21 protein-coding genes are annotated in these 24,646 nt (G+C 47.0%); 7 read left to right on the forward strand and 14 right to left on the reverse strand.

Annotated features, from left to right (window positions below):
• The first annotated feature begins 523 nt into the window (after nucleotides 1-523).
• Nucleotides 524-814 carry a hypothetical protein gene (locus tag ACUVJL_RS26195; RefSeq protein WP_445248513.1) on the forward strand — a complete coding sequence of 97 codons (291 nt, stop codon included), beginning with the start codon at nucleotides 524-526 and terminating at the stop codon, nucleotides 812-814.
• A 45-nt stretch (nucleotides 815-859) separates the two neighbouring features.
• Nucleotides 860-1,069 carry a DUF4129 domain-containing protein gene (locus tag ACUVJL_RS26200; protein ID WP_445248514.1) on the forward strand — a complete coding sequence of 70 codons (210 nt, stop codon included), beginning with the start codon at nucleotides 860-862 and terminating at the stop codon, nucleotides 1,067-1,069.
• Nucleotides 1,070-1,439: 370 nt separating this feature from the next.
• Here ACUVJL_RS26200 and ACUVJL_RS26205 read toward each other — a convergent pair whose 3' ends face one another.
• Nucleotides 1,440-3,284 (reverse strand): Calx-beta domain-containing protein, encoded by a 1,845-nt coding sequence (locus ACUVJL_RS26205; RefSeq protein ID WP_445248515.1) that lies wholly within the window; start codon nucleotides 3,282-3,284, stop codon nucleotides 1,440-1,442.
• Between the two features lie 676 nt (nucleotides 3,285-3,960).
• Here ACUVJL_RS26205 and ACUVJL_RS26210 point away from each other — a divergent pair.
• The gene (locus ACUVJL_RS26210) at nucleotides 3,961-4,308 is read left to right on the forward strand and encodes a DUF4350 domain-containing protein (protein WP_445248516.1); all 348 of its coding nucleotides are present in this window, start codon (nucleotides 3,961-3,963) and stop codon (nucleotides 4,306-4,308) included.
• Nucleotides 4,309-4,582: 274 nt separating this feature from the next.
• Here ACUVJL_RS26210 and ACUVJL_RS26215 read toward each other — a convergent pair whose 3' ends face one another.
• Entirely contained in the window at nucleotides 4,583-4,804 is a 222-nt protein-coding gene (locus ACUVJL_RS26215; protein WP_445248517.1) for a hypothetical protein, read from the reverse strand.
• A gap of 115 nt (nucleotides 4,805-4,919) precedes the next feature.
• On the opposite strand from ACUVJL_RS26215, the gene ACUVJL_RS26220 reads away from it, so the two are divergent.
• Nucleotides 4,920-5,378 (forward strand): hypothetical protein, encoded by a 459-nt coding sequence (locus ACUVJL_RS26220; RefSeq protein ID WP_445248518.1) that lies wholly within the window; start codon nucleotides 4,920-4,922, stop codon nucleotides 5,376-5,378.
• A gap of 211 nt (nucleotides 5,379-5,589) precedes the next feature.
• Here the strand turns inward: ACUVJL_RS26220 and ACUVJL_RS26225 are convergent, their stop codons facing one another.
• Complete coding sequence (locus ACUVJL_RS26225; RefSeq protein ID WP_445248519.1) at nucleotides 5,590-7,695, reverse strand: GAF domain-containing sensor histidine kinase; 2,106 nt, start codon at nucleotides 7,693-7,695, stop codon at nucleotides 5,590-5,592.
• 321 nt (nucleotides 7,696-8,016) lie between these two features.
• On the opposite strand from ACUVJL_RS26225, the gene ACUVJL_RS26230 reads away from it, so the two are divergent.
• The gene (locus ACUVJL_RS26230; RefSeq protein WP_445248520.1) at nucleotides 8,017-8,931 is read left to right on the forward strand and encodes a pantothenate kinase; all 915 of its coding nucleotides are present in this window, start codon (nucleotides 8,017-8,019) and stop codon (nucleotides 8,929-8,931) included.
• A 53-nt stretch (nucleotides 8,932-8,984) separates the two neighbouring features.
• On the opposite strand, the gene ACUVJL_RS26235 is transcribed toward ACUVJL_RS26230, so the two are convergent.
• The 3 genes from ACUVJL_RS26235 to ACUVJL_RS26245 all read right to left on the reverse strand — a co-directional run bounded on the left by ACUVJL_RS26235 (nucleotide 8,985) and on the right by ACUVJL_RS26245 (nucleotide 11,784).
• Nucleotides 8,985-9,791: an alpha/beta fold hydrolase gene (locus ACUVJL_RS26235; protein WP_445248521.1), complete on the reverse strand. Its 807-nt coding sequence runs from the start codon at nucleotides 9,789-9,791 to the stop codon at nucleotides 8,985-8,987.
• A gap of 161 nt (nucleotides 9,792-9,952) precedes the next feature.
• Entirely contained in the window at nucleotides 9,953-10,408 is a 456-nt protein-coding gene (locus ACUVJL_RS26240; RefSeq protein ID WP_445248522.1) for an NUDIX hydrolase, read from the reverse strand.
• 161 nt (nucleotides 10,409-10,569) lie between these two features.
• On the reverse strand, nucleotides 10,570-11,784 hold the full coding sequence (locus tag ACUVJL_RS26245; protein WP_445248523.1) for an RNA-guided endonuclease InsQ/TnpB family protein: 1,215 nt from the start codon (nucleotides 11,782-11,784) through the stop codon (nucleotides 10,570-10,572).
• A gap of 841 nt (nucleotides 11,785-12,625) precedes the next feature.
• Between ACUVJL_RS26245 and ACUVJL_RS26250 the strand changes: the two genes are divergently transcribed.
• On the forward strand, nucleotides 12,626-12,817 hold the full coding sequence (locus ACUVJL_RS26250; protein WP_190738786.1) for a hypothetical protein: 192 nt from the start codon (nucleotides 12,626-12,628) through the stop codon (nucleotides 12,815-12,817).
• Between the two features lie 99 nt (nucleotides 12,818-12,916).
• Here ACUVJL_RS26250 and argH read toward each other — a convergent pair whose 3' ends face one another.
• The 8 genes from argH to ACUVJL_RS26290 form a co-directional block, all read right to left on the reverse strand.
• Nucleotides 12,917-14,302, reverse strand: a complete 1,386-nt coding sequence (argH, locus tag ACUVJL_RS26255; protein WP_445248524.1) for an argininosuccinate lyase — start codon at nucleotides 14,300-14,302, stop codon at nucleotides 12,917-12,919.
• Between the two features lie 288 nt (nucleotides 14,303-14,590).
• A complete protein-coding gene (locus ACUVJL_RS26260; RefSeq protein WP_445248525.1) occupies nucleotides 14,591-14,830 on the reverse strand; it encodes a hypothetical protein in 240 nt (79 codons plus the stop codon).
• Nucleotides 14,820-16,307: a PP2C family protein-serine/threonine phosphatase gene (locus tag ACUVJL_RS26265; RefSeq protein ID WP_445248526.1), complete on the reverse strand. Its 1,488-nt coding sequence runs from the start codon at nucleotides 16,305-16,307 to the stop codon at nucleotides 14,820-14,822. The genes ACUVJL_RS26260 and ACUVJL_RS26265 overlap by 11 nt, the downstream gene beginning before the upstream one ends.
• Nucleotides 16,308-16,997: 690 nt before the next feature.
• The gene (gene ftsY, locus ACUVJL_RS26270) at nucleotides 16,998-18,758 is read right to left on the reverse strand and encodes a signal recognition particle-docking protein FtsY (RefSeq protein WP_445248527.1); all 1,761 of its coding nucleotides are present in this window, start codon (nucleotides 18,756-18,758) and stop codon (nucleotides 16,998-17,000) included.
• Nucleotides 18,759-18,955: 197 nt separating this feature from the next.
• Complete coding sequence (gene nusB, locus ACUVJL_RS26275) at nucleotides 18,956-19,588, reverse strand: transcription antitermination factor NusB (protein WP_445248528.1); 633 nt, start codon at nucleotides 19,586-19,588, stop codon at nucleotides 18,956-18,958.
• Nucleotides 19,589-19,616: 28 nt separating this feature from the next.
• Nucleotides 19,617-20,636 (reverse strand): RRXRR domain-containing protein, encoded by a 1,020-nt coding sequence (locus tag ACUVJL_RS26280; RefSeq protein ID WP_445248529.1) that lies wholly within the window; start codon nucleotides 20,634-20,636, stop codon nucleotides 19,617-19,619.
• A 492-nt stretch (nucleotides 20,637-21,128) separates the two neighbouring features.
• On the reverse strand, nucleotides 21,129-21,854 hold the full coding sequence (locus ACUVJL_RS26285; RefSeq protein WP_445248530.1) for a DUF502 domain-containing protein: 726 nt from the start codon (nucleotides 21,852-21,854) through the stop codon (nucleotides 21,129-21,131).
• Between the two features lie 70 nt (nucleotides 21,855-21,924).
• Nucleotides 21,925-23,157: an RNA-guided endonuclease InsQ/TnpB family protein gene (locus tag ACUVJL_RS26290; RefSeq protein ID WP_445248531.1), complete on the reverse strand. Its 1,233-nt coding sequence runs from the start codon at nucleotides 23,155-23,157 to the stop codon at nucleotides 21,925-21,927.
• A 1,031-nt stretch (nucleotides 23,158-24,188) separates the two neighbouring features.
• Between ACUVJL_RS26290 and ACUVJL_RS26295 the strand changes: the two genes are divergently transcribed.
• A complete protein-coding gene (locus ACUVJL_RS26295; RefSeq protein WP_445248532.1) occupies nucleotides 24,189-24,584 on the forward strand; it encodes a hypothetical protein in 396 nt (131 codons plus the stop codon).
• The last annotated feature ends 62 nt before the right edge of the window (nucleotides 24,585-24,646 follow it).

The raw sequence follows: 24,646 nt of genomic DNA on the forward strand, positions 1-24,646 counted from the left end.
CAAAAGTGAGATCTATCTCTTGACAAAAAGGAAATATGTGTGCTAATGCAACCGAGTTCGATCGGTTGGGCGATCGAGGTACTGAGTTTTGCATGGAAATTCCTATCAAGCAGTCAATTAGTTATAGCCTTTCTCAGTAACATGAGGTGCTCAATTGGCATAGGGCATAGGGCATAGGGCATAGGGCATAGGGCATAGGGCATCGGCCTCCGTGGCCTGGGTGGGCATGGGCATAGGACTTGCCCCCATACCTCACCACGCGATCAAACCGCTATAGTAGCAACTTAACAGTTGTACAAAATGTGCAGTAAAATGAGCCAATAAAAAATCCCAAATCCACAAGCCCAAATCGATTAAGTGAAGTAAAGTTATGTCTGAAAGTTCCTTTGATAAAACTAACTTGGGTTAACAATTAGGACAGTGGCAACAGCGAATGGAGGAGTGGTGGGAACTAAAAACTGCCCAAAATATAGCCTTTCTCAGTAACATGAGGTGCTCTCGCGGGCATAGGGCATAGGCCTCCGTGGGCATCAGTTGCGAGCGGTGTGTACCTCATTTTATTGAGAACCGCTATATACCGAATGTCAAATTGCCATCTTGGTTTGATTCCCCCATCTTGGGGGCGATCGCTAAAGCCACCTTTTGGTTAATCTTAGCATTGCTCGCAGTCTGGGCGAGTTGGCAGATTTGGCAACTGTTACGTTTTTATATTCATAATTTCAAAAAGAGGAATCAAACAACTGATGGAAGTGCGAAAAAAACAATTAACGATTTGTCCGTAGCAGAGTGGTTGTTGCGATCGCAAAATTTGTAGCAATAAGGCAAATACCGCCAAGCTTGCCGCTGTCTTTACATGGCGATGTTGCAGCGGTTAAATGATGCGGGAACCGTGGTTAACCAACCCAGCCGCACTGATGGCGAATATTTGCAATTAATCCAGCAATTACCCCAGCCAGTGCCTTACAAAACTTTGATAACAATACATGAGCAACTATATTTTGGGAATACGGAAGCTGACGCCTCAACCTTTGAACAGTGTCAGCAAGCTTATCAACAGATTAAGGATTAAGTAGGTAAGGGCAAAAAAACAATAATATCCAATCGATAATTTTAGGGGCGGGTTTTACCAAAAATAATTGCCAAAAACCGACAATCTCAAAAACCCCCACCCAATGGCAAATCGCCATCTAATTCTTTCAATATACAAGGGTTCAATGTCGTACTCGAATAACGGGCGTAGCATCTAAGAGTACCACCTTGAAAGAGTTCTATAAAAAGCATTTAACTACTTGCGGGACATATAGCGGTTGTCAAGCGTGGTGAGGTATGCCCTATGCCCTATGCCTTATGCCCTATGCCCTATGCCCTATGCACGTCGGAACATGTTACTGAGAAAGGCTATATTAGTAGAGCAAGGATTCCTCGCCCTACTAACAGCCTTAAAGCAGAGTAATTGAAGTCGATGCCGGAGCGCCGACCGGACCTGGGCCAAAGCCCAAATTCACCGACCCACCAGTCAAACCAGGAGCATTGTAAATCATCAGACTAACGCTAGTTTGACCGGGATTAAAGCTAACCGTGCCTCCAGAAGGAGTCACAGGAAATGAACTGACAATGTAGTAGTCTACGTTGTTCACAGGTTGAGCACCACCAGGAGCAACAATCAAATAGTCGATCGAAGCCGAAACCGAAGTATTGCCAGTCCGATTAATGGTAAAACCTCCCATAGAACCATCAGCAATAGAACCAGTAGACGAACCGTAAGAGAAGAAAGTCGGAGGCACAGCAGTAGTATCAATAATGCTCAAAACAGCCGCTGACGGACTAGCCAAACTGCCACCACTCAAGAACAAATTCACCGTTTCATTATTCTCCGTGAGACTGTCAAATAAAGTTTGAACCAGAACTGGTACGCTAGATTGTCCGGGTGCAAAATTGATCGCTTGAACCACACTGACGTAATCCACTTGAGAACCCGTAGACATAGCAGTACCGTCACCCGTCCGGAACGAAATCGTAGCCGGTATCGAAAGGTCGCCACTGCGATTGATGGTAATCGGCGCAGTGCTGCCCTCGTTGACGCTGTAAGTAGCCGCACTGAAGAAAAACGTGTTTTGACCGGCAATTGGCGCCGGAGTTGTCGCCGGAGTTGGCGTCGGAGTCGGAGTTGGCACTACATTATTAATCGTCAAAATTGACGGATTACTGCCCACATTGCCACCGCTTAGCACCAAATTCACCGTTTCTGACGGTTCCAGTATCATGTCGCTCAAAGCCGAAATCGTGAAACTAGCGATAGTTTGCCCCGCAGCAAAATTCAGGGAACCAGCCGCCACAGTGTAATCCGGTGCCGTGCCTCCAGAAGTTGCCGAACCGTCAACAGAAGCGTAGCTAATCGATGCAGCCGCCGTGCCACCAGTGCGAATAACGTTAATCGTAGCCACGCCGCCTTCAGCCACTGTGTAATTTGGTTGCTGGAACTGGAAGAGACTTGCAGGCGTCGGCGTCGGAGTTGGTGTCGGCGTCGGAGTTGGCGCCACATTAGAAATCCCTTGATATTGAATGCTCCGCACTAGGTAGTCGGAACCATCGCTTTTGAAGGAGGTGGCGGCGTAGGCAGCGGTGGGGCTATCGTAGGCTTTGGCGGAGAACCGCATTTCGTCAAAAGTAACGCCGGTGAGAGAGTCTCCTACTATCTGGAATGTTAAATTGCCAGTGGGGTTATCGCCAATGAAAGTCACTCCATTTGGAGACACAGTGATCGGTTTTGGAGCGGGAGGAGCGTTGAGGCGAGTGATCGTAAAATTGCTGGCCGATATCGGCACCCCATTATTAAAGAGTTGCAGCAAACCAACTTCATTGCCTTGATCGCCCACTCCAGGACTTGTTTTGGGACTTAATGCACTCAGGTCGATAGTGGCGCTAGTAATGTCTTGGTTATCTGCCCATTTCACCTTCAGCACCTGAGATTGATTGGTGTTGGGGTCATGGTTGATTTCCGCCCGAATTTTATTGACGTCGGTGAACCAACCATCATAAGCGGATGGGACACCAATACCAGCGAAACTGCCGTAGCTCAACCAGCTTTTAGGGTTGTCGTTCGTTGCGAAGGTGAGGTTGCTGATGACACTAGGGTTAGTGTAGTTCGTTTCCCCGCCATCAAAAGCTATCCCAGACAGTTGGATGCCTTGACTCTGGGCGGCAGTAGGCCATTGTGTAATTAGGTCATTGATGCTGCTGTAATTATTGGTTTGACCCAAAGAACCAGTGAATGAAGTAGCCATCGCTTCTCTTTTGATAATGAATAATTAAGGAGTAGAAGTGACTGAAAACCAGATGTTGGGCTTTCTTTATAGCGAGCGGTCACTTCAAGAAACATTTCGTCATAAGTACGTGCTGGTAAATCCAGTAAAAATGCTTGCCCAATAAGCATCTGAAGGCTTTCTTGCCCCCGATAAAATGTTGAGTGTAATTAGTTACACCTACGGGCACGTACTTAATAGAAATGGTTAACTTTCATCATCAATAATAACTTTTATCCGGAAAAATTGCTATTTTTTTTTCAGCCCTATCAAAAGCTGGTTTTCCACATCTGTAGAGGAGAGCTTAAATCCCACATTCCCGGCCCCCTAAGAGGCAGCGTTCACTGCTTCAGCGGACAAAAGTGAATCAGGAGAGACAATTATGAGTAAAAATACTCGGCAATTTATATGTCTAAGCATAACCAAGTTGGGAATTCCTGAAAATTCAGATTCGGGCGTAAGTTAAATCTGATTCTATTAAAAATGCGATCGGTAAAAAAACAAGTTTATTGCTGATCCGTAATGTGATTGACAATCGCCCTCAAGATGTCAAATGGATTCTATATGAGGAGTGAGTTGATCCATTCAAAACCAGCCCTCATGTTATATTTATTTGTACTTACTTACTTGACGAGCGATTAACTTATCAAAAAATAGGTTGTGGTTGTTGGGAGCGATCGCCATTACTGCAATAATTATCATTACCCTGCTATTTGCTCCTGCTAACAACAAAGTCAACAGCGGTTCTACTTATAATAGAGCGCCGGACGGCTACGGAGCATGGTATACTTTTATGTCAAAACGGGGAACCGAGGTTCAGCGCTGGCAAAAACCTTTTGAAGACTTTGCTAAAAACCAAGATGCAAAACCGCCCAGTACACTTTTACGTATCTCTAGTAAATTGATACCAGAAGTTGTTTCTTATACAGAAAAAAAAGTTGGTGGAACAGGACAATACTTTAGTAATTTTGGGAGTTCGCGCCCCGGTGACACCAGCACCTTTTAGTAGCTTGCACCCAGCTTCAGCCGGGGAAATAAAGATAGACACGGAGCGGAGATATCCCAGCGACACAAAACAAGTGACTGTTGACTGTTGACTGTAGAAGGAGGCGTGGAAAAACTCAAGGGTTGAGTGTTAACTGTTGACTCGATTTTATTATTCCGAGGCAACCGGAAACGATATAAAAAGTTATGTGGAATGCTGGGGTAATAGTGCGAACGTCGTGAATTATATGTTAGGTAGAGCGATCGCGCCTTTGTAGATGCGATGGCTACTGCCGTTAATCCTGTTGGAGTTGTTCCAACACCCAGAAGCAGAGTTTTAGGGCAGCGATCGCCCAATTTGCTTCTGGGTTAAGCAACCGGGCAAATGCAATGACACCCCACTCAATACTTGTGTGGATGAATTGATTTCTCGCTTTGGCTGACTTTGAGCCCACCCAGGCTAAACCATAAACTTCTGGGTGGCGAAGGGCGATTTTCAGCATGATTTGGGGATTCATGGGGAACTCCTAAGTTCAACGTTTTCTATAACTTTGAATTTAGGGGTTGCCAAATCGAGAAAAAATTGCCGATAAATAGAGATAGATAGAAGTAAATCGTTACAGGCTTTTTTCTGTGGACTCAACCGCGAACCTTTCCCAGCGCCAGTTTTTAGAAGAGATAGCGACACACTACAGTTTCACAGGTGAGACGCGCATCGTGTTCCTACTCCGCTTCGATCCAGCGAATGCTTCCAAAAATCGTACTGTCCTGCTTAACAATATCCCTTGGAACAAACAGCCTGTTAATCGGGAGCAAAAATTCCAAGACGAGTTAGATCAAATTTGTCACGTACTGTTACAGGATGGCTGTCCGATTAGCAAACGAAAGCCGGGACGCGCACCCAAAGGCCAAAGTCCTTGGGAACAGGCATTTAAATGGTTGTGGGAAGAAAAGTTTCGGGAATGGCAGCGGAAGCAAGCTCAAAATAAGGCTGTCCCTAGCGAACAGGCTCAAAAAAATGCCGTCTGCCACTATTTGGCAGAAATTGAAAACAGATTCAAGTACATCCGGCTACTTCACATTCGGGAATAACAGTTAAAGAAATCATAGGTTGGGAAAAAATGCAGAAAAAAGTTGATGCTAATGTCTTTTTAGAGGCTGTTTATCAGGTCTATCAGCAGCAAGTTGACAATTAATATCAAGCCCGGTTAATTACTTATAAATCCACGGGCATGGGGAATTAGGCATGGGAAATTGGGCATGGGGAATTGGGCATTGGTCATTAATCTGACTAAAGCAGGAATTATGCACTTACCCTCTGATTTGTCAGCGGCAACTCTACAATAAACTCAGTTCCTTCGCCAACCTGACTGACGCAGCTCAGCTTGCCGCCGTGAGCTTGAACAATTACCTGATAGCACACTGAAAGTCCCAAACCAGTGCCTTTACCCACAGGTTTAGTAGTAAAAAACGGGTCAAAAATCTTGTCTTGAATTTCTGGTGGAATGCCTGATCCCGTGTCGCGGACAGAGATTGTTACCCAGTCCGGCTCGCTTTGCCAACTGCGGATGGTTAATTCCCCCGGTTTGAGCGTTGACTGGAGCGCATCTAAAGCATTGTCAATCAAATTATAAAATACTTGGTTCATTTGACTGGCATGACATTTGACGGGCGGCAAACTGCCGTATTGTTTGTGGATTTTGATATTTGTTTTTAGCTTGTTTTGCAGCATCATGAAACTGCTTTCTAAACCTTCATTCAAATCTACCGCTTTTAATTCAGCGTGGTCTAAACGAGAGAAACTTCGCAGCGTCATCACGATCGAGCGAATCCTGCCGCTGCCTTCCCGCATTGAATTGAGCAGTTTACCAAAGTCTTCTCGAATGTAATCTAGTTCTAGTTCTTCATTGATTCTGACAATTGCCTCCGCTGCTTCCGGGCAGGCATTCCCGGCCAGTTCGAGAGCTTCGTTCAAGAGTTGAAAATATTCTTGAGCGTGAAACAAGTTAGCGTGGATGAAATTGTTGGCGTTGTTAATTTCGTGAGCAATTCCCGCTACCATTTGCCCCAAACCTGACATTTTTTCGCTTTGAATCAATTGCTGCTGTGTCGATCGCAATTCTTGGAACGCTGCTTGCAATTGCTGGGTTTGAGCTTGAGATTTGACCGCAGCTTCTCGGACTTTACTGTAAAGTTCTGCTTGCTGAATGGCGATCGCCATTTGGTCGGCTAGCTGCGACAGCAACTCCATTTCTTGCGGCTGCCAATTGCGGGTATCCCCGCACTCGTGAGCGATCAGCAAACCCCACAGTTTACCGGGAAATTTTAAATTAGAACTTCCGGGTGTAGGGATTGAATCTTCTTCGGTTCTGGAGGTAACAATCGGCACGATCAGATTAGCTTTTACCTGCAAACGGTCTAAGAAATCAACGTGGCAAGGCTCTAAACCGGCATTGAAAATATCATTAATTGCTTTGACTCGCCCTTGCTGGTAAAGCTCCGCGTAATCTCCCCGGAAACACTTATCCGCCCCCATATCTCCTAAAATTGAAGGCCAAGGAACCGTCATGTTTTCAACAACAACTTTTCCCTGCCAGTTGTCTTGAAACTGGTAAATAATTACTCGATCGCACTGCAACAGTTGACGAACTTCCCTCACCGCTGTTTCCAGGATAGTTCCCAGATCCAGGGTACTGCGAATTTGGTTACCAATCAGCCGCAGCAGCGATTCTCGTTCGGCTTGGCGCCTGGTTTTGCTGTAGAGTTTGGCTTGATTGATCGCGATCGCCAATTGCGATGCTACCCCTTCTAAAAGTTGCTGTTCCCAATGGGTCCATTCCCGTTCGCGATCGCACTGATGCAAGCCAATTATGCCATTCATTTCACCTTGATAGCGAGTAGCTACTGCCAGCATTGACTTAATTTCCAAAGTTTCGGCAATGTTTCGCGTTTGTGCGTTCAATCCCGGAAAATCGAGAAACTTGGTCACTGCTAGCGACTCTTGCTGAGACACGACTGCAGTCAAATGCGGGTTGTCAGTCATCGGTACTTTCATGCCCAGTTGGATCGGATAGTCCCCCGCGTTGTACTCTCCCCGCGTGACTAAAGTTTTGTCTGTATTTGATTCTTTGACTAAAATGCTCACCCGGCTGGACTGTAGCGCTTGCCCCAGCAATCGGCAGGCCGATGTCAAAATTTCTTCTATGTCAAGTGTACTGCGAATTTCGTTATTAATTTGGTTCAGCAAGTTTGATAACTGAACTTGCTGCTGCATCTGCAAAATTAGGGCTTTTTGTTGGTCTATTTCTGGCTGCGAAAGACTTTCTTCCTGTCTCCAATTTTCATGTTCAGGCAACCGCGAAGTTACTCTCTGCCAGGGGTTTTCGTGTTCTTGTATTTTTAAAGACATATTTACTCTGCACTTGTACAGTATTTTGGTTGATCATGGTTTTTGAGACCTGTGCTTACCCCGCCAAGAGCCCGATCGCAGTTACCAGGACTTTTGGACTATCTTAAGACATTATAAATGATGCAGCCTGAGCATAGCAATTATTTGCTTTACCAATATTTATAAATATCAAGTATGCGCTCTGCCGCCGACAATACTAATTGGCGCGCGCCATTGAACTTGGTCTGATCTCAAATAGAGTTAACCGCCCGGTTAAGCGAAGAAAATTAATTTAAAATACCTCTTTAGTTCAATCTTTGCGCGCGCCCTCGATCAATCAACATGGAAAACTCAATTCCCAACAATTTTCCTTCGCCACCAAGCAGAGACAACCTTACATCTGGATTAAGAGGTAAAGGCAAGATTAAAATAGCTTTAGCGATCGGCAATTCGCGGCTGCACTGGGGATTATTTGCGGGCTCAACTCTGGAGAAAACATGGGATACAGAGCATCTCAATGCTGATGCTGTTTCTCGGATCTCCGAGGAGGAAAAGGCAGAATATTTGGTGCAAACAGTAATGAGGTCGATCAAGGAAATATCTGCTCAAAATCTCCTTTGTCTTCCTGCTACTCCCGCTTTTTCTAGTCCTCACACAGTTTCTTTAGTTCCGCTGCCTCTAGTTTTAGCCTCAGTTGTTCCCCAACAAACAGCAATTTGGCAGAGTTATCCAGATGTCCGGATTATTACTTTAGACCAGTTGCCGATCGGGGGACTCTATCCTACCCTGGGAATTGACAGAGCTTTGGCTGTACTTGGTGCTGGCAACCAATTCGGTTGGCCAGTTTTACTTATAGATGCTGGTACAGCTTTAACATTTACTGGGGCTGATGTCAATAGGTATTTAGTTGGGGGCGCCATCTTACCGGGTTTGGGTTTGCAGTTATCGTCGCTCGCTAAAAAAACCGCTGCATTACGGTTAATCAGCTTACCAGAAAATCTGCCGCATCGCTGGGCGAAAGACACTGCTGGGGCAATTCAAAGCGGAGTTGTGTATGCGACGGTGGCAGGAGTTAGGGATTTTATTGAAGATTGGCGGTGTTTGTTTCCTGATAGCAAAATTGCACTCACGGGGGGCGATCGAACTTTGCTTTTAAAATACCTCACCGCAGCCTTTCCCCATACGGCTTCCTGGGCCTTAATTGAGGCACCAGAGGCTATTTTTTGGGGAATTAGCTTGTTAAGTGTTGACTGTTAACTGTTGACTGTTGACTGTTGACTGTTGACTGTTACCAATTACCAATTCCCCATTCACTTAGCAAATTCTCGAATATACTTAGCAACAATCTCCGGGACTTCCTGCGGCAAATTGCTTTTCCCGGGACTGACAAATTGCAGTTCGGCATTAGGAGCCAGAGCAGCATAGGATTGACACAGAGACGAAGCTGCGGGGGTATCTTCAGAACCGTGCAACAGCAAAACAGGCGCTTTCAGCAAAGGCAAATGCTCATCAACTAGATCCGCTGTAATTTCGGCCCGCCGGCGCCGGAACAGCAACTCCACGGCAACTGGGGACTGCATCAACTGCTGTCTGAACTTTAGCAGTCCATCAATCTTGTTTTGGCGGCCGAGCAACTTAGCAATTGGATAGATCGATCGTAGCAACCAGAAAGCAAGCGGTGGTTTGCTGTAAAGCCAGTTAGCCGTCTGCCACCGCCCCCGTCGGTTGCCAACCTTGACGCCTTCAGGGGCCAACAACACCAAACCCTGAACTCTCGCGGGATATTTGATAGCGTAGCTGGCAGCCACCCAGCCACCCACAGAGTGACCGATTAAATAAACCTCTCGCAGCTTCAAAGTATCGAGGTATTGGGCGAGACATTCTACTTCCAGGTCGATCGAATAATGAATATTCGGGCGTTCCGAGTCGCCAAACCCCAGCAAATCTGGTGCGAAGCATTGGTAGTAGGGGCTCAAATGTTCGATCGTCCTCAGCCACTGGCTGCTGTCGAGCCAAGAACCGTGCAAAAATACTAAATTCGGGCCTTGACCGACTTCGTGCCAAAAGATTTGCCCTACAGAGAGTTTGACCCGAGAATTGCGTAGCGGTGAGTACATCCGGTTAAATATTTAGCAATAAAAAGATGATTAATTTAATGTTCAGAGATTGTGAATAAAAGTAGGAAAACATTAAAAATTAATTACACCGAGGACCAGGGAACTTTTGACGGCTTTGGTAATTCCGGACTTTGCTGCACCAAGGTAGATGCCCCGCCAGTTTACGCCAAAGTGGTCAGGCCTTGAAAATAGTCCTGTAAGTGCTGGTCGTTATCATGGCTGAGCGGGCCCTGCGGCAGCGCTGCGGGCAAAAAAGCCTCAACCTCGCTAATTTCAAGCGTATCCTGAACTTGCATATTTCCCTGCACCTCTGCTGCCACCACGATACAAATCGAGTGCAGGCGAGGATCTCGATCTGCAGCCGAATAAACGCCCACCAAGCGACGGATTTTGACTAAATCGAGTCCTGTTTCCTCCGCTAATTCTCGCCGCACTGTCGTCGGAATATCCTCTCCCCAATCCACCATACCTCCGGGCAGTCCCCAGCGACCGTTGTCGCGGCGGCGAATTAACACAATTCGCCCGTCAGGCAATACGGGAATCACCGCAGTACCAGTGACGGGATGTCGAAAAATTACCCCTAGCACAGTTTGTACAAATTGCCACAATCGACGCATAAACTCAAAAGCTTGTTTAGGAGAAAGTAATTTCAGGCCTCCTAGCTCTCGGCTCCGGAGTCTTAATTTTTAATTTTTCATTCAGGCCCCTTGTCTGGCAAGTCTGCTAAGATCTCCGCTGCGTGAGATTCTGGTTTGACTTTGCGTTGACACTCTCCGCCCTAGAAGGGCGAAGATTCTTGGGTCATGAGGGAACCAGTGCTTAACCCCTCGCCAAGCATCTGAACCGTATGTCCTACGGCTGCAAGTCCACGTTGCCTCACTACTTGAGCGGAGGCAACGTCCCTATCAATTTCATATCCACATTCGCCGCACCGATGAATCCGTTGGCTTAACTCTTTCTTGCCCGTATGATAGTTGCAATTCGGGCAAATTTGACTGGTTCCATCCGGATTCACCTTGGCAAAATAGACTCCCCGCTTCCAGCATATCCACTCTAGGATTGAGAGAAACTCTCCAAACCCGGAGTCTAGGGTGTGTTTGGAAAACATCCCTTTCGCCCAAGCCTTAAAGTTCAAGTCTTCAGCAAATATCATTCCAGCTTCGTCGCAGAGTTTATGCGCCAACTTGAAATGAAAATCTTTGCGAGTGTCGCGAATATGTTCGTACAACCTAGCAACTTTGGCTTGCGCTTTTTGCCAATTGTTTGACCCTAATTTTTTGCGACTAGCTCGCTGTTGGAGCAATTTCAGCTTCCCTTGGAGGTCTACAAAAAATCGAGGTCTAGCGATTTGCTCTCCCGTTGAAGTTGCCAAAAAACTTTTTAACCCTAGATCTATACCCACAGCTTGCCCGTGTGGCATGACATGGGGAACATCAACATCGGCTTGCAACGTTACCATCACGTACCAACCGGATGCCCGTTTTACCAATTGGGCTTGCTTAGCAACAAAACCGTCCGGGATAGGACGAGACATTCGCATTTTGACCCAGCCCGCGCCAGGAAGTTTAACTTGATTTTTTTTGACGGGATTGACACCCAACTGAGGGAATAGCAGCGAGCGCATTCTCCCCTGTTTTTTGAACCGAGGAAAACCTCTTCCTGACTCCCACATCCCAATGAAAGCTTTCTCCAACCTTCTCAATACCTGTTGCAGCATTTGAGAATGCGCGGCATTGAGGTTAGGGTTGTTTTTTCTGGCTTGAGTTAAAGCTTTGCACTGGGAAGCAAATGTGGGTCGGGGGGCATCTGCTGGAATGATGTATTCAGTCTTGAGACTGCAAGCGTCTATCCGGCACGACCTTGAGTTATACCAATCCTTGCGCTCGGCTAGCGCAAAATTCCAGACCTTGCGAGCCGTTTCTAGCCACATCTCGTAGGTCTGGATCTGCTGTTGCGTTAGCTTTAAAGCGTAGGTATAAGTCAGGTTTAACATTTCTCAAGTGTATCTTAAAAACAGCCCTGCTATTTTTAAGGCTTCTTTTTGATTAAAAGTCCCCCTAAAAGGGGGAGGCTTTAAACCCATTATTTTTGGTAAACCTCTTCAATCCTACCATCAGGGTCGATCGCGATCGGTCGATCGAATAATTCCCATAAATTCTTTTCCCATAATTTTTTTTACTCCGTACCAGCCGTAGTTGGCCTGCGCGACTTCGGGCTGTGAGTCGCACAGCCTGGGGTATTATCCCGATGGTAAAAGTAGAGTACAACTCATCGCCCTCAAAAATCTGCAAGAATCTGGGCAAGGAGACCTCGCGCGTCGGGCAAGCCCAAGACAGGAGCGTGAGTCACGGGTCTTAACCGTCCTTTGTCGTATTTGTCAAGAGTGTATAAAAATATTCGCGCTTAGATGGAAAACATGGCGTCCCGATCGCGCCCGGATGCCAAGCGACTTGAATCCCCGTGTTCTTTTTTCAGGGTCTTGTGCTGGGTGTGCTATAATCGTCATCGGTCTAAAATTGAGTATAACTAGACAACGTAAAAACTTAACTGAATTAGTTGAGTGCGTAGTCACACCTAACGGTGTTGCGGTTTAGGAAAGCTAAATTTGAACAAAACCTAACTACATTAAAGAGAACTGATCAAGTACGGTAGGGCATACCGGAATTCACGCTTGGGGAGAAGGCACCTATAATGCGACTGGAGCAATCCTGTCGCAAGCAAGTGACTTCGCTGAACCAAGAATCTCAGTCACCAAGAGTGCTACAGAGTGTCAACCTTAAGAATCCCCGGGCTTTCACGCCCGGGGAGTGTCAATGTTTATTAGTGAGGTCAGAATGGCTAAGCGCCGCAATCTCAAGAAAGAGAAGGCACAACGAAATCAAGCATACGCTCGCAAGTTTCGCAAGCGGAGAAATCAAGATATGTTCTCCAACAAGAGAAGACGATTTGACGGCGGTAACGGCGGTGGCATGGGCGCCATGAGCGGTGGCGGCAGAGACAAAGACATGGCTGCTGCTGAAGATTAATTGAGTCAGGCTATCTGCCGAACTTAGAACTAGAGTGGACAACACGATCGTTTTAAGGAGAGATAGCCAGCCGGAATTTGTCCAATAATTCCACGATGTTTAGGCGATCCGATCGCGCGCAGCGATAAGTGATTTTTTCACTTGTTCAAACCCGGTACCCCCGTAACTATTGCGAGCCGCCACCACTTGCTGAGGTGCGATCGCGCTGTAAATGTCTGTATCAAAGGCTGGGTGCAAGTCTTTCCACTCCTCAAGTGTCAAATCTTTGAGGAGTTTGCCCCCCGAGAGGCAAGTTTTGACGACTTTGCCGACGAGGTTGTAAGCTTCCCGGAAGGGAACGCCTTTGGCGGCCAAGTAGTCTGCTACGTCTGTAGCGTTAGAAAAGTCTTCGGTAACGGCCGCGGCGAGGCGATCGCCATTAAACGCGATTCCTTCCCGCAGCAAAATCGTCATTGCTTCCAAGCAACCCTGTACCGTTCTCACGGTATCAAACAAAGCCTCTTTATCTTCTTGCAAATCTTTGTTGTAGGCCAAAGGAAGTCCCTTCACTACTACCAACAAGGCTTGCAAGTTACCGAACACCCGCCCCGCTTTGCCCCGCACCAATTCCGGCACGTCGGGATTTTTTTTCTGGGGCATGATGCTAGAACCCGTAGCGCAGCTATCTTTGAGCGTAATAAATCCAAATTCGTGAGAAGACCACAAAATCATTTCTTCTGACAAGCGGCTCAGGTGTACCATAATCAAGCTCGCGGCAGCGAGAAATTCTATGGCAAAATCTCGATCGCTCACTCCATCTAAGCTGTTAGCATAAACCTTGTCAAATTGCAACAGCTCGGCAGTATAATGTCGGTCGATCGGGAAAGTCGTCCCCGCCAGCGCGCCGCAACCCAAAGGCGAAATATTCACCCGCTTGCAGATATCGCCGAGGCGTTCCCAATCGCGATCGGTCATTTCAAAATAAGCTAACAGGTAATGAGCCAAACTGATCGGCTGAGCGCGCTGCAAATGAGTGTAACCCGGGATTAAAGTTTCCACGTTACGATCGGCAATATCGAGCAAAACCCCTTGAAATTCCCGCAACTGATCTCGAATTTCTGCGATGCGATCGCGCAAATACAACCGAGTATCAGTACCTGCTTGGTCGTTGCGCGATCGGGCCGTGTGTAGCTTTTTCCCCGCATCCCCCACGATATCCGTCAGCCGCTTCTCTACAGCGAAGTGAACGTCTTCTGCCTCAACTCCCGGCACAAAAAGCCCTTGGCGGTATTCGGATCGGATCTGTTCCAAACCGTTGACTAACTGTTCGCCTTCTGCTGCGGAAATAATCCCCGTTTTTGCCAGCATTTTAGCGTGAGCGACAGAACCCGTCAAGTCGTACTCAATCAATTCAATATCGAAGCCAATACTAGCATTGAAGCGGGCGATCGCCGGGTGCAGCGCCGATTCAAATCTTTGACTCCAAGTTTTTTGTTGTGTTGTCATTGCTCAAGCTAAAACTAGATTATATATCTCTTGCAGAAGTCTATAAAAACCGATTTGTAGCAAAGACTTTAGTCCTTCCTCCGGTTTGTAGTCGGGACTAAAGTCCTCCCTCCCAAATTCGGCAAGAAAAAACTCAAGTCCTGACTACCAACTTTTTATACATCTCTTGACAAAAACAAACTGAAGTCTTGACTACAAAATTGGGAAACTTTTGCTGCATCAGAAAGAAGTGAAGTTTTGGCTAAAAACCTTTTAAATCCATTCCCGATACCTTCAAAGACAAGAACTCTAAGGAATAATCCCTTTAATGAACCAGCCAATAAAAATACCTATAAAAAAAGCTCCTATTTGACCAGTCGAAACAAAATTGTTCCAAGCTTTCTGGAAATTCTCAAAAATGTCGTAGCTTTGACCCAAAAGCACCGTCGAACTCAAATGAGATTTCAAAACTAACAGGTGAGCAGCATCGTTCCAATTAATCGAGCTGGTTAACCCAGCAGTAATTTCCGGCATTAAATTAACTATCATGGTGATTTTCTCCTGTTAAAGCTGTTAGCCTAAGTACAACCAGTGTCATGTCATCTTCATTGCGATTGCCGATGCCGATAAACTGGTGAACCCGATCGAACAAATAATCCAAAATTTCTTCAGAATGCTGATAATTTTGACAGGCCCACTGAAAAGCCGAGGTCAAGTTATCCTCATCAAACCGATCGCCCCTTTGATTAGCAGCATCCGTAAATCCGTCTGTGTAATAAATAATAGTATCTCCTGGCTGCAATTGAACATGGGCTTCTTGGTAGTGGGAATCAGCCTCCAGCCCAATTAACATTCCCTCCAAAGTATCGAGCTGAATAATCGAATTAGTTGCAGCTTGCCACAGCAAAGGCGGATGGTGAGCAGCATTGCTGTAAGACAGAACGCGAGTTTTCGGGTCATACTCCGAATAAAACAGAGTCACAAAACGGTGGGAATTTTCCAAATCCGCGTGCATTACCCGGTTTAAATGTTGCAAAATTCTCGCAGGGGAGTGCCGGTTCAAAACCTCCGCCCGCAGCATACCCCGTGTCATCGTCATCAGCAGGCCAGCCGGCACTCCTTTGCCCATCACATCGCCGATCACGATGCTCCAGCGGCCCTTGTCGATTTTGGACTTGAGATTTTTAATCAGGGATGGGGGGTCTTCCCCCTCATCTTCCTTGCCGATCGGGTCATAGTCAGCGGGAATAAAATCATAATAATCTCCGCCGACTCTGCTAGCAGGTTGGCAGCGGGCGGCCACGTCTAGGCCGGGAATTTTCGGACAACTGCGGGGTTGCAGCCGCAATTGAATTTCCGCCCCGATTTCTAACTCTCTGTCTAAGCGGTCTTTTTCAGCCAACTTAACAGTAAGTTCGTCTTTGCAAATCGCCACGGCGGTTTGATCCGCCACCAACCGAACTAATTTCTGTCTGCTGGGAGTCCAGAGATATTGCGGGTCACTGCTAAAAACATAAAGCCGTCCGCATTCCAAATTCTTAAGTAAAATGGGCGCCCCAAACAAATGAACATCCGGGCCCAAATAACGGCCGACTTGCAGGTCGAGACTAGAGGTTTGCCCAGGGGTTTCCGAAAAAGATGCAGCATTCGCGCCCGCACCTGCTGTAGCTTGCCTAGTGGCTATTTCCAGCGCTTTTCGCATATCTTGGCACTGCCGTCCTTCCTGACAGTGCAACTGCTGGAACCTGACTTGACCGTTGGGTTTGAACAGCACTAAAGCTCCCCCGTCGGCGTCAGTAACGCGAGTCGCCACCAAAGGCACCAACTCCAAAAATTGGTTGAGATTGTTAAAACTGCGCAGGGCAAATCCCAGCGAACCCAACATATCTTGAACGTTGTGCTGGTATCGGTGCAAACGCGCCACCAGTTCTTTGAGGGCAAATACTGGCGTCGCGTCGGTGGAATTGCGACCCGGAGGGCGGTCAGCAGGTTGAGGTGAGGGGCGAGGCAAAGGCACAGCAGTCATATTAAACTTGTGATTTTCGATCTTAGATGGAAAAGGAAGGATTGAGGACTTACGGGCCACTTGAACAGAAACCCGTTTTTTTTCGAGCAAGTAGTTTGGTTTGAGCAAGTAAGTTGGGCAAGCCGGACATTGGTATCAACTTAAGTCTGAAATTCTTAAGAAATCTCATTTATAGCTGAGTCTATATCCCCCTAAATAGATGGCGCTTGCTTTACTTGGGGGGCCCAACCGACCGCCGCGGCTCCCCGAATCGTTGCGGGAAGTTTGACCATTTCCTGCCCCCCCGACTATCAGGGGGGGCGCCAGGGGGATCGGGAAGACTGTGTAATCAGACAGCAGACTGATACTAAATTTGAGCTTAATTTGACACGCTTTGATATCAAATCCCTTAGCATCGGAATAGTAAATTCGAGTTCACGGTTGACTGTTGACAGTGAACCGTCAACAGTCAACAGTCAACATCCTTCCGGTGTTACCGGAAAGGATAGGACTCGGGCTTTGATCCCAACCAAGTAATAACAGAACGAAGGTATTGTTTCTAGATATTTAGTTTTTACTCGCCACCTGGTGGCGCGAGGCGCAAGTCCTGCGATGGTAGTTTGAGGTTAAGGATTTGAGATTTTGAACCTCTGTATCCGCCTCCAAAAATTGGGACGACCACAGATACCTCATCAATCTAAAATCTAAAATCTAAAATCTAAAATCGAGTAGGGCTTCCACAAATTCGTAACTAGAAAACGGACGCAAGTCTTCGATGCTTTCCCCGACTCCAATAAACCGGATTGGCAGACCAAGCTGCTGCACAACTGCTAGGGCAACACCACCTTTAGCAGAACCGTCGAGTTTTGTCAATACTACTCCGCTTAATTTTGCCGATTCTGCGAATACTTCTGCCTGTCGCAAACCATTTTGACCGAGTGTGGCATCCAAGACCAGTAGAGATTCTACGGTAGCGCCTGGGGCTTTCTTATCTACAATGCGACGGATTTTACTTAATTCGTCCATCAGATTTTTTTTGTTTTGCAGGCGGCCTGCGGTGTCTACGATCAGCAGTTCTGTGCCTCGGGCGCTGGCGGCGGCGATCGCATCAAACACGACAGCAGCCGGGTCGGTATTTTTCCCGGGGTTGGCAATAATTTCGACCCCACTGCGGGAGCCCCAAACTTTCACCTGTTCGACGGCGGCGGCGCGGAAAGTGTCGGCTGCAGCAATCAGGGTTTTGTAGCCGGATTTTTGAGCAATGTGGGCTAGTTTGCCGATCGTAGTAGTTTTGCCCGCACCGTTGACTCCTACAATTAACCAGATGTTGAAAGTGTCTTTTTCCGGGGCAAATGTCAGGCTGTAGGCGGGATTGCCGGCGGCGGTGGAGGCACAGGGAGCGTCTAGAATGTCGCGCAGGATGGTTTTGAGGTAGGCTAGAGCCTGTTCTGGCGGCAGCACTTCTTGTTTGAGTCTTTCTTGGAGGCGAGTGATAATGATGTCGGTGGCTGCGACTCCGACATCGGCTTGTAGCAGCAAAGTCTCAATTTCCGCTACCGCGTCTTGATTGAGCGGGCCTTGACCCACGATCGCCTTTAGTTGATTAATTAAGCTGCGGCGAGTTCTTTCTAAGCCTTTCCGCAGTTTTTGCAGCCAACTGATTTCTTCAACGGATACTTGGTCTGGGCGGCGGCCTTGACTGGCTAAAATTTCTGAAGACCACAGGAAGCCTTCGTCAAAGGCGAAACCGGGAATTTCTTCGATAATTGCCGCTCTCTCGGCGGCGGCTGCAATTGCCTCTGGTTCTTCAATTGCGGTTTCTTTGAGACGTTCGATGCGCTCCATCCGATCGGCCTGAGCTCTGGCCCAAAACGGCAGGGCTTCCGCTGCTGCGCCATCAGATGCGAGTGATTCGGTTTCTACAACCTCAGTTGCAGGTTCGGCAATTTCTATATTTTCTGCTGTAACTTCTAATTGTTGAGCAATAGGTGCAATGTCGATCGCCCCGGCTGTTGGTTGCAGAGTTTGTGCAATTTCTGCGGGCTCTGCTGCATCGAGTTCGATCGCATCTGTAGCTTCAAGTGCCGGTGGTGCCGCAACTTCTGGAACTTCTGCAACAGTTGGTGCTGTGGGTGCTGGTTCGAGTTCGTCAGCCTCCGTTGCTTCAATAGTCGTCGGTTCTGCAACTTCTGCAACTGTCGCGATTTCTGTGGAGGCTGCTGTCACCTCGGGCGCTGCTGTCTCGGAAACTTCTGTTTCGGGCTTTTGCTGTTTTTGAATATTTTTGTAAGCAGCTTTAGCCCAATTGAGATAATCTTCGGCTACAGCGGGAGAGCTTTGCTCTGCTGCTGCATCTGTTTGAGGCTCAATCGGTGCGGATTTTGTCGACTCATCTGTCGGCTGTTCGGGGGTTGCCTCTTCTTCAGAAGATTTGCTTTCGCTGTACTGGCGACGAAACCAATTAAATACCATAGGAAATTGGGAATAGAGAATAGTTATTAGTCCTTAGTCAGTAGTCCCTAGTGTAGAGCCGATTGCCGATTGCCAATCACTAATGACCAATGACTACTGACTAAGGACTATAGTTATGAGTCCTTAGTCCTCAGTCCCTAGTGTAGAGCCGATTGCGGATTGCCAATCACTAATGACCAATGACTACTGACTAAGGACTAGGGACTAACAACTTCTGCATTGATTTTATCGACTACTCGGCGGAGGACTCCGTTGATGAAGCGATGTCCTTCGTCGCCGCTGTAGCGTTTTGCGAGTTGGACGGCTTCGCTGACGCTGACTTGTTCGGCTAAGCCGAGATATAGGATTTCGGCGATTGCGATTCTCATGATATCTCGATCGATCCGGGCCAAGCGTTCTATTTGCCAGTCTACAAGGGCTTCCGAGAGCAATTCGTCAATTTGAACACGGTTAGCGCTGACTTTCGTCAGGATTTGCAAAGCATAGGTGCGGACATCTTGCTGGTTGGCTAGCTGGATCAGTTCTGGAAACTCCATAGCTGAACCGAGACGGTTGATCGCGGTTTGGGTGAGTTCCACTGCTTCCCGCACCATTGCCCTAGAACTTTGTATATCGGCGGCGCGGATTTCGCTAGCAAGCAGTTTGTCGCTACTGCGCTGCACTTCGGATGCTGCTGCTTCTAGGGCTTCTTGAACTTCTGTTGTCAGGGCGCGGATGGCCGCGAGGACAACATCTTGCAGTTTCTTGGCTTCTAAGAGTTCTGGATTCGTCGGCAGTTGGCTGATGCCGAGGAGTGCGAGTTCGCGTGCTGTTTCGCGGGCTTTTTTCATCAGAAAATGGGTGGGAAACCCCGTCCTTTTAGGACGGCTTTACAGTTCGCCATGAGTTGTAAGCCAGAAACTTACAATCCGTGGGCTTTGCGTTTTGACACAGGCGTTTTCCTGTACCAAGACTGTGCAGGCTAATGCGAGATTTTTTCGCATCTTCGCCACCTACGTAACACTTTCCATACTTAGGATGCTTGACAATCCCCCCACGCTTCAATCCTTGCGACATGGAGCCACCGTAAGGACGGCGATATCCGTTTTTCCCAGGGTTAAAAACGTGCAATTGTCTGCGATAAATGCGGATGGGCTTACATTCCATCACCACCATATTTTCTGGTGATATATCGCCACCTACCAACAGGTAAGCTAGCACCCAAGAATCGACACAATGCGCATCAAAAACATTGGATAACTTTGCCTTAGATTTTTTTAGACCTAATCTTTGACGAGTTAAGTAGGTGTCGGTATAGCTATCAAATAGGGTGACAGGTGCAATTCTTTCCAACTCGGAATAACACCCTTTTTTGCCAATTTCTAAAGGCGAAAATGACGTATTCCACGTGTGACAATCTTTTTTTGTCACTGCTTTTACATCCTCAATTCCAATACCTGAGAGAGGAAAGATGGTATCAAAAACTTTGACTACTCGGATTTTGAATTGCCAGCGCGCCTTAGTGCTCGGAGGAATCGGGCCACGCGAACGGTTTTGACGAGGTTGGCGACAAGGTGTTTTTCGATTACGTCTTGCACGTCTGGCATTTGTACTTGTCTCTTCAGCCTCTTTCACCCAATCAACAGAATGAAACTGCTGATTTAAGTAGGTGTGAGCTTTTGATTTAACTGTGTACCCCTCACGTTTAGAACCCGGATCGATTCCAACTGCTACGGGTTGAGTATGACGATTTGAAGGTTCAACGTTTAAGCGAACACAAAATATCCCTTTACGGAAAAATGGTGTTGCTTTTCCAGATTTAATCCAACGCTCTGCCCTTGCGGGTGTTGTTGGCATTAAAGGACGTTGCTCACAGTCTACTACAGGAACGTATTGCATGGTGTTTGTTTGGCGATAAACCTAACTGTTTAATTTCCTTCGACTTTGACTAACGGAGTGGTTACGGGTTAGGAATAGCGCCTATAACATCCTTTGAAGTGCCACCTTCAGTTAGTTCAAATTGGCTTCTCGACCGTTGTCTAGTCCTACTTGCGCTTGTGTTCCACCTATGGCTTGGTTTCCCTACAAGCCCCATCCCTTTAGGGTGGGGTTAGTGACAGTTTTTAGATAGCAATTGAGAATGTAGGAAGTTTTTCGATCGCGCGCGGACTTGAACTTTAGCAGAAAACCCAACTAAAAGCGGTACAATGCCAGCTGTCTGACTCACCAGCGGCGGGTAGTTTACAGATACTTCGCCCTCAAACCCAAGATTTATGCTCGAAACCGGGTTTCTAAGTATAGGCTTTCTCGGTTTGGGCTGGTTTTGTCCAAATATTATCTGCTATGGAGAAAGTTTGCACGACCGGCGCGGGTCACTAAAGATGTCTTGGTTCACTCTTCTTCGACTGGGACGGGCTGGTATCTTGATTCAGATACTAAGGGTTCGAGTGTTTTGCCCTTGATGTTTGCCGGGGTTACTGGAACTGAGTTGCTGGGGTTGACGATGCCACCAGAGATGATGACTTTAAAGGCATCTTCGATCGACATTGACAAATTGACTAAATCTGCCTCCGGGACTATAGCGTACCATCCAGTGGTGGGGTTGGGAGTCGTGGGGATGAAAATGCCGATCGGGGTTTCGCCCGACAGATGAGGCGGCATATCGTTAGTCTCGATCGTACCGGTCACAAAAGCTAAAGTCCAGATTCCCCGGCGGGGATATTCCACCAACACCACGCGGCGAAATTTGTCGTTTGATTTGAGGAGGGTTCCCAGCAGTTGTTTGAGAGTTTTGTAAACCGAACCGGCTAGGGGAATTGCCTGCAACAGGCGTTCGCCAAAGTCTAGCAACCACCTCCCGAAGATATTGCGGGCCATCAAACCAATGATTGTAATGCTCAGCAGAGGTACAGCCAGCCCTACTAAGAGATTTAGCAGATTCACCAAAATCGGGTTGAGTCCGTCAAAAGGGTTGATCTGCTTGGGAATTTTAGTGAGAAAATTGATGACCCAACTGGCGACGGTAATTGTCAGCCAGATGGTGGTAGCTAAGGGAATCACTACCAGTAGACCTGCGATCAGGTCGTTTTTTAAGTCTTGTTTGATGCGTTGGAGCACGGCGGGTCAAATCTCCTCGTAACTGATTGCCAATAAGGTGAACAAACCTGAGAGTAACGACTCAAGCGCCCTAACTCGTGGACGAGTATAGGGTGGACTTCTGAGCTAATCCTGCGTCTACATAGGAAACACACAGGCTCGCTTTAATTAGTGTCCGCCCGACAGCAATGTTTTTAACATTAACCGCAGCATTCACATCCCGATCCAATTCCCAACCGCAGAGGTGGCAACTATGCCATCTGTTGGCAATGGTTTTACGGATGCAAGTACCGCAACTAGAACAGTTTTGGGTTGTGCCGTTGGGATGCACAGCTATAGTCATCTTGCCAGCACTTTGGGCCTTGCAAGCCACAATAGCTATAAATTCACTCCAACCAGCATCTAGAATAGATTTCGCCAACCTAGTTTTCGCCCAACCTTTTACATTCAAGTCTTCAAAGCCAATTACGTCGTACCTATCAAGTAATTGCTTTGCCGTCTTGTAATGAAAATCTTTACCTTGCCTAGCCACTTTCTGATGATGTCTAGACAAACGTTTAACCGCCTTACCTCTGCGATTACTGCCTTTCTTCTTACGAGAAACAGACTTGTTTAATCGCTTTTTGACCTGTCCAGCTTTCCTGGCAAACTCAGGGATTAGCACTGTATCGGCATGACTGGTATTCAAAAACTCATTGAGTCCCATATCAATGCCCACTAACTTTTCATGAGAGAAATCAGGGCTAATTACTGGCACTGATTCATATTGCAAAGTTAAGGTCACATAGTAGCCATCAGCAGCAAATACGATAGTCGCAGTTGGGATTTTGAAGCCATCACGAATAGGACGATGCAGGATAATCTTCACATCACCAATTTTGGGCAATGTGATGCGATTACCTTTAATGCAGTCCTGCTTCATATGGGTGTAGGTGAATCTGTGATATCTGCCTCTACCTTTAAATCTTGGCTTGCCAGAACGCTTGCCTGACGAATCCGCCTTGATATACCTGTCAAAAGCTTTCTTGACTCTCTCAATGCAATTGAGCAATACCTGAGAGTGAATGCCTGCGTATTCACGGAATAGGTTTTTGGTATTCAGTAAGTCTTTCTTCTGCCAATAATACTCAGGTTGTTTGACTATTGGAGCGATACTGCATGATACAAGAGAGCAAGCATCAACCGGGCTTCGAGTGGACTCAAACCAGTTGAACCGCTCTGCCCGCCTCCCGTTATACTGCATACGCAACAAGCCTAGCCAATAGTCAAATTGACTGGCTTGCTCTTGGTTCGGGCGTAATTTGTACTGATGGGCTGTTATCATGACATAATTGTACCATATATAAGCCAGTAAATACCATGAAAAAGATTACTTTTCAGCTTTCGGACAAGGAGTTTGAATTGCTTGAATCATATTGTAGTGAGACAGAAAGAGGAAAAACAGAAGTTTTAAGGGAGTTGATAAGAAGCTTAAAAGTTACCTCTAAAAGCGAAGATAATTGTTCGTCGGCGGGGTATCGAACCCCTTGACTCACGCGCCTTTCATCCCGACGCTCACCTGAGGACAGGTAGAGCGCGGGGGTTCCCGTTTAGCAGAAGGAAGAAACTACACGACCCAAGAGTGAAATTCACCATTTTTATTGTTTTCTATCCGACCTTTGGGCACCCTTTCTTCAGGGAAGAGTTAGGGGGTAGTGACTCGTTGTGCTGTACTTGTATTGTAAAGAATTATTGCAAATTAGTGGCTGTCTTTAATATGCGTGATCCTTGAACCACTTTACCCTATTGTATATTTTAAGACAATTTAGCTCCGCTGTGAACAAATAAGCTCACAGCAGCGTTGAGGCTGCAGGAGGCGGGGCCTGTCCTGTAGAGGGCTTTTGGGCTTCTTCCACCCATGAATTGTTAGGGTGGGGCTGGTTAAGCTGCTGCACCATCCTAGATTGTCTATTATGTTCGAGGGGGAGAGGGCGAGAAGGGCAGAGGGGGAGAGGATTTGATGACTCGGGAATACGGCATTGAAATATGCAGTTTAATAAATGCAGAACACCCACAGGGAAAATCAAATTTTTGTGGAACAAGCCGAAAGGGCTGTGATTGAGAAAGGTGACATATCTTAGGTTAATTTTTGTAAAATATAAGGTACTTCTTAGACTATTTGATGATAGTTTGAAAAGCCGTAAAATATACATTCCTAGACGCATTCTGACTCCTCGAAACCGGGTTTTTTACGCCCGTGTGCGGGCTCGGGCGAAGTCTAATCGTCCATCTTTCCCCGGTTTCTGGATCCCCATAAGTCCAGAACTAATATAGTAAAATTTATTTCCGGTGGCGGGACTACCAAAAAAATAGCTTATGTTTAAGACTGGAGGACTGTTTGAAGAAAACCCTATTCAGGGAAATGTTGCGGGTGTTTCAGCGGAAAGACCAGACTTATTTTGCAGTAAGTTCGATCGCTTAAATCCGAGTGGTCAAATTGCGGTCGGCGATACCAATGTTTTATTTGATACCAGCTACAATTTGACTCGAAAACCAGATTGGGCGGCCGCTGCGACTGGTAGTGCGATCGACCTTTTGGATCCATTCACCAACTTCGACCTGCGGGCGTCAGGAGGCGACAATCTTAAATTTTATAGTAGTCTAAAGCCCCAGACCGATATCTCCACTCAAGTTCAGAAAGACGAACTAACAGGGATGGATTTTGCTGTTCCTGATATTAGACCTCTTGCAAAAGTCCTTTTCATCAATTGATGGGACGGGCAAGATGCCCATCCCACAAGAAAAAATAACTCTTGTGGGATGGGCATCTTGCC

It is taken from the genome of Microcoleus sp. OTE_8_concoct_300, from assembly GCF_031383065.1.
Lineage (GTDB): Bacteria > Cyanobacteriota > Cyanobacteriia > Cyanobacteriales > Microcoleaceae > Microcoleus.